This window comes from Serratia sp. CY31944 (assembly GCF_052169175.1).
GTDB lineage: Bacteria > Pseudomonadota > Gammaproteobacteria > Enterobacterales > Enterobacteriaceae > Serratia > Serratia sarumanii.
The window spans coordinates 285,125-297,491 of sequence record NZ_JBJNLG010000001.1 but is presented as its reverse complement, the minus strand read 5'-3'; the positions used below and the strand labels follow the sequence as shown (position 1 = coordinate 297,491).

Annotated in this window: 7 protein-coding genes; 6 read left to right on the top strand and 1 reads right to left on the bottom strand. The window is 60.2% G+C overall.

The annotated features are described in order from the left end of the window. Positions 1-110 precede the first annotated feature (110 nt). Positions 111-4,082, bottom strand: coding sequence for a trifunctional transcriptional regulator/proline dehydrogenase/L-glutamate gamma-semialdehyde dehydrogenase (gene putA / locus ACJ8IN_RS01390; protein WP_047571556.1), 3,972 nt, complete (start codon positions 4,080-4,082; stop codon positions 111-113). A gap of 571 nt (positions 4,083-4,653) precedes the next feature. Between putA and putP the strand changes: the two genes are divergently transcribed. From putP to lpxO, 6 genes are all read left to right on the top strand, one after another. Further along, complete coding sequence (putP, locus tag ACJ8IN_RS01385) at positions 4,654-6,138, top strand: sodium/proline symporter PutP (protein WP_033647752.1); 1,485 nt, start codon at positions 4,654-4,656, stop codon at positions 6,136-6,138. Positions 6,139-6,375: 237 nt separating this feature from the next. Next, a complete protein-coding gene (efeU, locus tag ACJ8IN_RS01380; RefSeq protein ID WP_060423658.1) occupies positions 6,376-7,221 on the top strand; it encodes an iron uptake transporter permease EfeU in 846 nt (281 codons plus the stop codon). Between the two features lie 20 nt (positions 7,222-7,241). Then, positions 7,242-8,378, top strand: coding sequence for an iron uptake system protein EfeO (efeO, locus tag ACJ8IN_RS01375; protein WP_033647749.1), 1,137 nt, complete (start codon positions 7,242-7,244; stop codon positions 8,376-8,378). Positions 8,379-8,389: 11 nt separating this feature from the next. After that, positions 8,390-9,688 carry an iron uptake transporter deferrochelatase/peroxidase subunit gene (efeB, locus tag ACJ8IN_RS01370; RefSeq protein WP_308325828.1) on the top strand — a complete coding sequence of 433 codons (1,299 nt, stop codon included), beginning with the start codon at positions 8,390-8,392 and terminating at the stop codon, positions 9,686-9,688. Between the two features lie 719 nt (positions 9,689-10,407). After that, positions 10,408-11,196 (top strand): phosphate starvation-inducible protein PhoH, encoded by a 789-nt coding sequence (gene phoH / locus ACJ8IN_RS01365; protein ID WP_015378226.1) that lies wholly within the window; start codon positions 10,408-10,410, stop codon positions 11,194-11,196. A gap of 235 nt (positions 11,197-11,431) precedes the next feature. Next, positions 11,432-12,334: a lipid A hydroxylase LpxO gene (lpxO, locus tag ACJ8IN_RS01360; protein WP_308325827.1), complete on the top strand. Its 903-nt coding sequence runs from the start codon at positions 11,432-11,434 to the stop codon at positions 12,332-12,334. Positions 12,335-12,367 lie beyond the last annotated feature (33 nt).

The window sequence follows — 12,367 nt, the reverse complement described above, 5'->3', positions numbered from 1 at the left end:
GACGCTAACGGCTGGCCGGGCTGCGGGCAATAAAAAAACCCTGCACGAGTGCAGGGTTTGCGTAGCGGTGAGCCAATCAGGCGGCAATGTATGGCCGCCTTGACGATGCGTTAACCGATGGTCATCAGGCTGGCGTTACCGCCGGCGGCGGCGGTGTTGACGCTCAACGAACGTTCGATCAGCAGGCGCTCCAACAGGATGTTGGTTTCACCGTGGGCGAAGCCTTGCACCGAGACGATGGCGCCGCCGCGCTGCGCGATCTGCTCGCACAGGGTGCGCAGCTGGTCGGCATCGCCGTGGTAGATGGCGGCGTCGAACTCGACCTTGTCCTGCTGCCAGTCTTTGCTGAAGGCGATGCGCGCCTGCACATCGTTCGGCAGGCGGCGGAACAGATTGCGCTGCAGTTCCGCTTCCGGCCACAGCGCGCTGCTGCCGACCGCCAGCACGGCGGCCAACTGGATCAGTGCGTCGGCTTCGTTATCCGCCAGGCACAGCACGCGTTCACGCGGCAGCAGGGCATAGGTATTGCGCTCGCCGGTCGGGCCCGGCAGCGGGCGTACGGTGCCGCCCTGGCCCAGTTCCGCATAGCGCTGCGCCAGTGCCGCCAGTTCGCCTTGTTGGCTGGTGACCGCCCATTTCTCCAGCGATTGCAGCGCGCCCAGCAGCTGCGGCCGCGCGGTGGCTTCCATCGGGCGCTCTTCGTCCTGACGGTGCAGCGTACGTTGCAGCGCGTCGTCCGGGCGGTTGGCCAGCAGACGGTACAGGTACAGCGGGCCGCCGGCTTTCGGGCCGGTGCCCGACAGGCCTTCGCCGCCGAACGGCTGCACCCCGACCACCGCGCCAACCATGTTACGGTTGACGTACAGGTTGCCGACCTTGGCGCGTTCGGTCACCCGGGCGATGGTTTCATCGATACGGGTGTGAATGCCCAGCGTCAGGCCATAACCGGCGGCGTTGATCTGATCGACCAGCGCGTCCAGATTGTTGCGCTGGAAGCGCACCACGTGCAGCACCGGGCCGAAGATCTCTTTTTGCAGCTCGTCGAAGCTGTCGAGTTCGATCAGCGTCGGCTTGATGAAGGTGCCGCGCGCCCACTCTTTCTCATCCTGCGCGCTGCCTTTGGCGGCCTGGTACACCTTGCGGCCTTTGGCGCGCATCGCCTGGATGTGGCGTTCGATGCCGGTTTTGGCGTCGGCGTCGATCACTGGGCCCACGTCGGTGGACAGGCGCTCCGGGTTGCCCATGCGGCATTCGGCCATCGCGCCGCGCAGCATTTGCAGCGTGTGCTCGGCCACGTCTTCCTGAATGCACAGGATACGCAGCGCGGAACAGCGCTGGCCGGCGCTGTCGAAGGCGGAGGCCACCACGTCGGTCACCACCTGTTCGGTCAGGGCGGAAGAGTCGACGATCATGGCGTTCAGGCCACCGGTTTCGGCGATCAGCGGCGTCGGGCGGCCCTGCGGATCCAGGCGACCGGCGATGCTGCGCTGCAGAATACCGGCGACGTCGGTGGAGCCGGTAAACATCACGCCGCGTACGCGGGCGTCGTTGACCAGCGTTGAGCCGACGGTTTCACCCTGGCCCGGCAGCAGCTGCAGCACGCCTTGCGGAATGCCGGCTTCCAGCAGAATACGCACCGCCTGCGCGGCCACCAGCGGCGTTTGCTCGGCCGGTTTGGCCAGCACGCTGTTGCCGGCCGCCAGCGCGGCGGCGATTTGGCCGGTGAAGATCGCCAGCGGGAAGTTCCACGGGCTGATGCAGACCACCGGGCCCAGCGGGCGGTGGCTGTCGTTGGCGAAATCGTCGCGCACCTGGCCGGCGTAGTAGTGCAGGAAGTCGACCGCTTCGCGCACTTCGGCGATGGCGTTGTTGAAGGTTTTACCGGCTTCGCGCACCAGAATGCCCAGTAGGCTTTGCAGCTGGCTTTCCATCAGCTCGGCGGCGCGTTCGAGGATCGCGGCGCGCTCCGTCGGCGGTGTCGCGAACCAGATTGGGCCGGCGGCCGCGGCGGCGTCGAGCGCACGGCTGACTTCGTTTTCGGTGGCTTCACGCACGTAGCCGACCACATCGCCCGGCTCGGCCGGGTTGATCACCGGCTGTTCCACGCCCTGATCCAATTCGGCGTCGATGATAGGCTCCGCGCGCCACGGATGGCTGGCGCTGGTGAGCAGGGCGCTGGAGAGCGAAGCCAGACGCTGTTCGTTGGACAGATCCAGACCGCTGGAGTTGGTGCGCTTCTCGCCGTACAGCTCGCGCGGCAGCGGAATGCGCGGATGCGGCAGGCCAATCTGGCCTTCGCTGGCCGCCAGCGCTTCCACGGCGCTGACCGGATCGGCCACCAGCTCGTCGAGCGGCAGGGTGGCGTCGGCGATGCGGTTGACGAACGAGGTGTTGGCGCCGTTTTCCAGCAGGCGGCGCACCAGGTAAGCCAGCAGCGTTTCATGGGTGCCGACCGGCGCATAGATGCGGCAAGGGCGGTTCAGTTTGCCGTCGGCCACTTTACCCACCACCTGTTCGTACAGCGGTTCACCCATGCCGTGCAGGCACTGGAACTCATACTGGCCAGGGTAGTAGTTGTTGCCGGCCAGGTGATAGATGGCGCTCAGGGTATGGGCGTTGTGGGTGGCGAACTGCGGATAGATCAGGTTCGGCACCGACAGTAGCTTGCGGGCGCAGGCCAGGTAGGAAACGTCGGTATAGACCTTGCGGGTGTAGACCGGGTAGCCTTCCAGGCCGTCCATCTGGGCGCGTTTGATTTCGCTGTCCCAGTAGGCGCCCTTCACCAGACGGATCATCAGGCGACGGCGGCTGCGTTGCGCCATGTCGATCACCGCGTCGATGGCGAACGGACAACGTTTTTGGTAGGCCTGGATCACGAAGCCGATGCCGTTCCAGCCGGCCAACTGCGGCTCGAAGCACAGCTTCTCCAGCAGATCGAGCGAGATCTCCAGGCGGTCGGCCTCTTCGGCGTCGATGTTGATGCCGATATCGTACTGGCGTGCCTGCAGGGTCAGCGACAGCAGGCGCGGGTAGAGTTCTTCCATGACGCGTTCGTACTGCGCGCGGCTGTAGCGCGGGTGCAGGGCGGACAGCTTGATGGAGATGCCGGGGCCTTCATAGATGCCGCGGCCGTTGGAGGCTTTGCCGATGGCGTGGATCGCCTGCTGGTAGGAAACCAGGTAGGCCTGGGCGTCGGCCTCGGTCAGGGCGGCTTCGCCCAGCATGTCGTAGGAGTAGCGGAAGCCTTTATCTTCGAGCTTGCGCGCGTTGGCCAGCGCTTCGGCGATGGTTTCGCCGGTCACGAACTGTTCGCCCATCAGGCGCATCGCCATGTCCACGCCTTTGCGGATCAGCGGTTCGCCGCTCTTGCCGATAATGCGGTTCAGCGAACGGGACAGATTGGCTTCGTTATGCGTGGACACCAGTTTGCCGGTGAACAGCAGGCCCCAGGTAGCGGCGTTGACGAACAGCGACGGGCTGCGCCCGAGGTGCGAGTGCCAGTTGCCGTTGCTGATCTTGTCGCGGATCAGGGCATCACGGGTCGGTTTGTCCGGAATGCGCAGCAGCGCTTCCGCCAGGCACATCAGCGCCACCCCTTCCTGCGAGGAGAGGGAGAACTCTTGCAGCAGGCCTTGCACCATGCCGGCGCGGCCGTTTGCACTTTTTTGGTTACGCAACTTCTCGGCGATGCCATAGGCCATTTTGTGAGTGGCCTGTGCAAGATCGGCGGGTAATCGCGCCTGTTCGAGCAACATCGGCACCGCTTCGGTCTCCGGGCGACGATAGGCGGCGGTGATGGCGGCGCGGGTGACCGACTGCGGCAGAATTTGTTCGGCGAAATCGAGGAATGGCTGGTGTGACTCTTCCTGCGCTTGCGGCATAATGTCGTCCGCTTCAGGCTGGCCCGCAGCGGCCAGCGCTGGAATTTCAGGAATATCGGTACCGCTCTCGAGACGCTCGAGGTAATTAAAGATGGCCTGCTTGATGAGCCAGTGCGGCGTGCGATCGATGCGCTGCGCGGCGCTCTTGATCCGGTCGCGTGTTGCCTCGTCGAGTTTCACGCCCATTGTGGTAGTGCCCATGCCAATCCAACTCCTGTGTTTAGAACCTATCCCATCAGGCTAGACAAACAGCAGGCCGGAAAGCCTGTTGGGATAGGTTCGTGAGATGTGTGGGGTTAAGAATGCAGACAATATCCTGCATGTTGCAACTTTGTGCAACCTTGTTAAATCAGGCTGATGAGCGAAGTGTGAGTTTCATCGATTTTTTAACATCGGCAGTTGGCATGAATGTTGCGTTATTGAGCGAACGCGGCGGGGTTTATGCGGCCGCAGGCGTTTTACCTTGCGGTATATAAGGGTAATGAACGGGTGCAACTCATTTTGCTTGTCGTGAGTGCAACCTTTGAGCTCGGTAAATGTGACGCAGGGTAAACTTTGTGTAACTTTGTTGTTAAATATCTTGTTGGTTGATGAAAGGCTCATCTAGGATAACCGACGGTCAACAATTACGGGCAGAAACTATTTTACCTGCACTCGCTCGCAGGCTGCGCCACGTTCCGGCGCGGCGGCCAGTGAAATGCATTGCGCGTGGGTTTACCGGCGCCGGCGTGGCCGGAGCGAAACGCGAATAATAATGAAAGTGGAGAATTAAATGACAATGAGCACACCTATGCTGGTGACCTTCCTGGTGTACATTTTCGGGATGGTGCTGATCGGCCTGCTTGCCTACCGGGCAACCAACAACTTTGATGACTATATTCTCGGCGGCCGCAGTTTGGGCAGCGTGGTGACCGCGCTGTCCGCCGGCGCTTCCGACATGAGCGGCTGGCTGCTGATGGGCCTGCCGGGCGCCATCTTCCTCTCCGGCATCTCCGAAAGCTGGATCGCCATCGGCCTGACCATCGGCGCTTACCTGAACTGGAAGCTGGTGGCAGGAAGGCTGCGCGTGCATACCGAAGCCAACAACAACGCCCTGACGCTGCCGGACTATTTCACCAGCCGCTTTGAAGACAACAGCAAGCTGCTGCGGGTGATCTCGGCCATCGTCATCCTGGTGTTCTTCACCATTTACTGCGCCTCCGGCATCGTGGCCGGCGCGCGCCTGTTCGAAAGCACCTTCGGCATGAGCTACGAAACCGCCCTGTGGGCCGGCGCCGCGGCGACCATCCTGTATACCTTTATCGGCGGTTTCCTGGCGGTGAGCTGGACCGACACCGTGCAGGCCAGCCTGATGATTTTCGCGCTGATCCTGACGCCGGTGATCGTGATTTTCGCCGTCGGCGGCATCGATACCTCGATGCTGGTGATTCAGGCGCAGAACCCGGCCAACCTCGACATGCTGAAGGGGCTGAACTTCGTCGCCATCCTGTCGCTGCTGGGTTGGGGCCTGGGCTACTTCGGCCAGCCGCACATCCTGGCGCGTTTCATGGCGGCGGATTCTCACCGCACCATCCGCAGCGCGCGCCGCATCAGCATGACCTGGATGATCCTGTGCCTCGCCGGCACCATCGCCGTCGGTTTCTTCGGCATCGCTTACTTCGCCAATAACCCGGATCAAGCCGGCAACGTGTCGCAGAACGGTGAACGCGTGTTCATCGAGCTGGCGATGCTGCTGTTCAACCCATGGGTGGCGGGCGTGCTGCTGTCGGCGATTCTGGCGGCGGTCATGAGTACGCTGAGCTGCCAGCTGCTGGTGTGCTCCAGCGCGATCACCGAAGACCTGTATAAGGCGTTCCTGCGCAAAGGCGCCAGCCAGCGTGAGCTGGTGTGGGTCGGCCGCGTGATGGTGCTGGTGGTGGCGTTGATCGCCATCGCGCTGGCGGCCAACCCGGAGAACCGCGTGCTGGGCCTGGTGAGCTACGCCTGGGCCGGTTTCGGCGCCGCCTTCGGCCCGGTCGTGCTGATCTCGGTGCTGTGGTCGCGCATGACCCGCAATGGCGCGCTGGCCGGCATGCTGGTCGGCGCGGTGACGGTTATCGTCTGGAAACAGTACGAATGGCTGGGCCTGTATGAAATCATCCCGGGCTTTATTCTGGGCTGCCTCGCCATCGTGGTAGTGAGCCTGATGGGCCGCCGGCCATCCGCCACCATGACCGAGCGTTTCGATCAGGCGGAAGCCGAGTATAAAACGGTATAACGCCGTTCGATGTCAGTCAGCAAGGGGCGCGTAACGCGCCCTTTTTTTCGCCTGCCGATCGCCGTCATCCAACACCTGGTGACATTTGATTAGAAAAAATCACGCTGGCGCCTCTTGTATTTCTTCTTGGCAGAATGATAATCACTCTCGTTGCATTTTACGTTTCTTTACAGAGTTGCGCAGCGCATGTCGAGCCAGCTTTCTCTGCCGCCGCGGTCTTTTCAGGGGTGATTATTTATGTTCGTTCCCTTTCTTATCATGTTCCGTGAAGGGCTGGAGGCCGCGCTGATCGTCAGCCTGATCGCCAGCTACCTGAAACGCACGCAGCGCAGCCAATGGCTGGGCGCGGTGTGGATCGGCGTGATTGTCGCCGCGGCGCTGTGTCTGGCGCTCGGCATCTTCATCAATGAAACCACCGGCGAGTTCCCGCAGAAGCAGCAGGAGCTGTTCGAAGGCATCGTCGCGGTGGTGGCTGTGGTGATCCTCACCTATATGGTGTTCTGGATGCGCAAAGTGTCCAAGTCGGTCAAGGTGCATCTGGAAGGGGCGATCGATCAGGCGCTCAGCGCCGGCAAAGGGCAGGGTTGGGCGCTGGTGGCGATGGTGTTCTTCGCCGTGGCGCGCGAAGGGCTGGAGTCGGTGTTCTTCCTGCTGGCGGCTTTCCAGCAAGACGTGGGCGCCGCGGCGCCGATCGGCGCGGTGCTCGGCCTGGTGGCCGCCATCGTGCTGGGCATGATGATTTACTGGGGCGGGGTGAAGCTGCACCTGGCCAAATTCTTCAAATGGACCAGCCTGTTCATTCTGTTCGTCGCCGCCGGGCTGGCCGCGGGGGCGATCCGCGCCTTCCATGAGGCCGGTCTGTGGAACCACTTCCAGGACATCGCCTTCGATTTCAGCAGCACCCTGTCGACCCATTCGCTGTTCGGCACCCTGCTGGAAGGCATTCTCGGTTATCAGGAAGCGCCGACGGTCAGCGAAGTGGCGGTCTACTTCCTGTATCTGATCCCGGCGCTGATTTTCTTTTTCCTGCCGCAGCGCGCGGAGCCGGCAGCGGCTCCGGCGCAACGTAAAATCAATCATTAATGTTTAATAGGGAATCTCGTATGTCTACTCCGTTATTTCGCCGCAAGGCGTTGCACGCAGCATTACTGGCTATCCCGGCGTTTGCGCTGAGCATCGATGCGCTGGCGGCGGACGTGCCGCAGGTCAAAGTCACGGTCAACGACAAGCAGTGCGAACCGATGCAACTGACGGTGCCGGCCGGCAAGACGCAGTTTGTGGTGCATAACACCAGCCAGAAAAACGTCGAATGGGAAATCCTGAAAGGGGTGATGGTGGTGGAAGAGCGCGAGAACATCGCGCCGGGCTTCACCCAGAAAATGACCGCCACGCTGGAAGCGGGCGAATATGATATGACCTGCGGGCTGCTGAGCAATCCAAAAGGCAAACTGACCGTCACTGCGGCGGCCAACGGCGCCACCGACGGCAAGCCGAGCGCGCTGGATCTGGTTGGCCCGATCGCCGAATACAAAGTCTACGTCACCAAAGAAGTCGACGGGCTGGTGAAACAGACCAAGCTGTTCACCGACGCGGTGAAGGCCGGCAACGTGGAGCAAGCGCGCAAGCTGTATGCGCCGACCCGTCAGCACTATGAGCGCATCGAGCCGATCGCCGAGCTGTTCTCCGATCTGGACGGCAGCATCGACGCCCGTGAAGACGACTACGAGAAGAAATCGGCGGACCCTAACTTCACCGGTTTCCACCGTCTGGAGAAGGCGCTGTTTGCCGACAACTCGACCAAAGACATGGATAAATACGCCGATCGGCTGTATCAGGACACCGTTGAGCTGCAAAAACGCGTGGGTGAACTGACCTTCCCGCCGAGCAAGGTGGTGGGCGGCGCAGCCGGGCTGATCGAAGAAGTGGCGGCCAGCAAGATCAGCGGTGAAGAAGACCGCTATAGCCGCACCGACCTGTGGGATTTCCAGGCCAACGTCGACGGCGCGCAGAAGATCGTCAACCTGCTGCGCCCGCTGCTGGTCAAGGCCAACAAGCCGCTGCTGGACAAGATTGACGCCAACTTCAAAACCGTGGACACCATTTTGGCGAAGTACAAAACCAAAGAGGGCTATGAGTCCTACGAGAAGCTGAGCGAAGCCGATCGCAATGCGTTGAAAGGGCCGATCACCACGCTGGCGGAAGATCTTTCCCAGCTGCGCGGCGTATTGGGTCTGGACTGAGGCAGACGGTTATGAGCAACAAGGCAGGCCCGAATAACGGGCCGCATCCGCAATCGCAGGGGGCGGCATCGCCTTCGCGCCGCCGTTTGCTGCAAGGGCTGGGGCTGGGCGCGCTGGCGCTGGGCGGCAGCCGCCTGGCGCAGGCGGCGGGTAACGCGGCGGAGCCGTTGGCGACGCCGCAGGATGAGCGCTGGCAGAAACAGCCGTTTTATGGCCGCCATCAGGCCGGCGTGCTGACGCCGCAACAGGCGGCGATGATGCTGGTGGCGTTCGATGTGTTGGCGACCGACAAAGCGGGGCTGGAGCGCCTGTTCCGGCTGCTGACCGATCGCATCGCCTTCCTGACCCACGGCGGCAAGGCGCCGGAGGTGGACGCCAAGCTGCCGCCGCTCGATTCCGGCATCATGGGGCCGGAGATTTACCCGGACAACCTGACCATCACCGTCTCGGTCGGCGCATCGCTGTTTGACGAACGCTTTGGCCTGCAGGCGCAAAAACCGCTGCGGTTGCAGAAGATGACGCGCTTCCCCAACGATGCGCTGGACGCCGCGCTGTGCCACGGCGACCTGCTGCTGCAGATCTGCGCCAACACCAATGAAACCGCTCTCCACGCGCTGCGCGATATCATCAAGCATTCGCCGGATCTGCTCAGCGTGCGCTGGAAGCGGGAAGGGTTCATCTCGGCGCATGCGGCGCGCAGCAAAGGCAAAGAAACGCCGATTAACCTGCTGGGCTTCAAAGACGGCACCGCCAACCCGAAAACCGACGACACACCGCTGATGGATAAAGTGGTTTGGGTTGGCGACGGCGCCGGCGAGCCGGCGTGGACGGCGGGCGGCAGCTACCAGGCGGCGCGCATTATTCGCTTCCGCGTCGAGTTTTGGGATCGCACGCCGCTGCAGGAGCAGGAAACCATCTTTGGCCGCGAAAAGCACAGCGGCGCGCCGCTCGGCATGAAGCATGAACATGACGAGCCGAACTACGCGAACGATCCCGACGGCAAGGTGATACCGATGGACGCGCACATTCGGTTGGCTAACCCCCGCACGCCGGAAAGCCAAAGCAACCTGATGCTGCGGCGCGGCTACAGCTATTCCCTTGGCGTCTCCAATGCCGGGCAGCTGGAAATGGGGCTGCTGTTCGTCTGCTACCAGGCCGATCTGGAAAAAGGATTCCTGACGGTGCAAAAAAGGCTCAACGGCGAAGCGCTGGAGGAATACATCAAGCCGATCGGCGGCGGGTATTTCTTCGTATTGCCGGGCGTGAAAGAGGGCGGCGACTATCTGGCCAGCGGCTTGCTCAAGGCCTGAGTGCGCAATGACGAGGCGCGATCTTCCGCCTCGTTTTACTTTGTATTGCCTATTGCGCGGGACATTGCGCGACGAAGTTCAATTCGATGCTTTGGCTGCGGATTAAAAAAATCTGCACGGCTCACCGGCTTTGAATTGCGCAAAATTTAATCGAGAAACCAAAGTGTCATTTGCGTTTTCTAATTACAATTCATTGATATTGTTGTGGTAAAAATTTTTCTGGAATGACGTGTCGAGCGTGATATAGTGTTTTAGCGCTAACTGAAAACAAAAGATATTAAATTTTTTTACATTTTAGTAACGCGACGAGATTGAATGTCATTATACTGTAATCATCTGGCGGTAGTTTTCACACGGTGCACAGCTTGAAGCTGTAAATATCACTGCGGGGATCGCTAATGGTAAAGTCCTTGGTTGGGCTGGAAAGAAAAAATAACACATCTCCCCTGATTTCTCGTTGTAACGAGGGTTATCTCTCCGACTCTCTTTTACCGGCAACTCCGCACTCTTATCGCTACCGAATCTCATCACTTTTTACTCCACGTTTACAGATGCAGTCCGCGTTGTCCCGTGAAGACACGGCGCTTAAGCGTTGCCGTCAATTCACCTTGTCCCTTGGCTCTTATTGGCTCGGAGGAGGCCAAAACCTAATACGTGTGTGAAACATAATCGCGCGGCCAGGCCGTTGCGGTAGGTGAAACAAACTGTAAGGTGCCACTATGGGTAGACAGAAAGCAGTGATCAAAGCACGTCGTGAAGCGAAACGCGTTATTCGTCGTGACGCTCGTAGTCATCGCCAGCTGGAAGAAGAGTCTGTGACCTCGCTGGTGCAAATGGGGGGAGTCGAGTCTATCGGCATGGCGCGAGACAAGCGCGATAGCTCACCCATCGAGGCTAGAACCGAAGCTCAGGGTCATTACTTATCAGCCATAGAGAATAAGCAGCTGATCTTCGCCACCGGCGAAGCCGGCTGTGGCAAAACATTCATCAGCGCCGCCAAGGCGGCGGAGGCGCTGATTCATAAAGAGGTGGATCGGATTATCGTTACCCGTCCTGTTTTGCAGGCGGATGAAGACCTCGGTTTCTTGCCGGGGGATATCTCCGAGAAGTTCGCGCCTTATTTCCGCCCGGTGTATGACATTCTGGTACGTCGTTTAGGATCTTCCTTTATGCAGTACTGCCTGCGCCCGGAAATCGGCAAGGTAGAGATTGCGCCGTTCGCTTATATGCGCGGGCGCACCTTCGAAAATGCGGTCGTTATCCTGGATGAAGCCCAGAACGTGACCGCCAGCCAAATGAAAATGTTCCTGACCCGCCTGGGAGAAAACGTGACGGTTATCGTTAACGGCGACGTGACCCAGTGCGACTTGCCGCGCGGCGTGAAATCCGGCCTCAGCGATGCCCTGGAGCGCTTCGAAGAGGACGAGATGATCGGCGTTATCCGCTTTGAAAAACAGGACTGCGTGCGTTCCGCTTTGTGCCAGCGCACGCTCAACGCTTACAGTTAACCTATCCGCTAATGGAAAGGCCGCTTCGGCGGCCTTTTTTATCGCCCCTCATTTATCATTTCGTTTAACCTTTGTGTAAATTATTGTGGTTTTTTGTATAGATTTTCGTTGAGTTAGCGTCAATGATTAGTGAGTGCCAGATTGGCGCGCAATTTGCCTGTGCCGCCAAAAGGACATTATCTGGGGTGTGCGCCGTGCGGCGCATAGCGTGTAGGTTCCTTGATGCGATTCAAACATGAAATACATCGTTCTGATTTTGCTTATTTTATGCGTCGTCTATGTGCATTACCGCGGACGGGTGCGCTACAACGTGTGGCGGCAGCTGTCTGACCATTCCACCTTTACCGCACCATTGAACGTCTTCATGTATCTGTTTTCCCGCGTGCCGACCACGCCGTACCTGAAGCCGGAGCAGTTTCCTGAGCTGGCGGTGTTGAGAGATAACTGGGAAACCATCCGCGACGAAGGACAGAAGCTGATGGAGATCCAGCAGATCAAGGCGTCCGATCAATTCAACGACGCCGGTTTCAACTCGTTTTTCAAGACCGGTTGGAAGCGCTTTTATCTGAAATGGTATGAAGACAACCATCCTTCGGCCATGACCCTGTGCCCGCAGACCACGGAACTGCTGCGCAGCCTGCCTTCGGTCAAGGCGGCGATGTTCGCCGAACTGCCGGACGGCAGCCGTTTGCCGCGCCACCGCGACCCTTACGCCGGTTCGCTGCGTTATCACCTGGGGCTGATTACCCCCAACGATGACCGCTGCTTCATTGAGGTGGACGGCGAGCGCTACAGCTGGCGCGACGGGGAAGGCGTGATGTTCGATGAAACCTATCTGCACTACGCGGAAAACCAGAGCGGGCAGAACCGTCTGATCCTGTTCTGCGACATCGAACGGCCGATGCGCTACCGCTGGGCGCAGGCGGTGAACCACTGGCTGGGGCGCAATCTGATGAGCGCCGCCACCGCGCCGAATGAAGAGGGCGATCGCACCGGCGGCGTCAACAAGATGTTCAAATACATCTATGCGATACGCCGGGTGGGGAAACGCCTAAAGGCCTGGAATCGCACCGGTTACTACATCATCAAGTGGATTTTGTTCGGGGGGATCGCCGCGGCGATATTCTTCTCGGTATAAACGAAGGCGGGGGCGCACGGTGTGCGCCCCTTT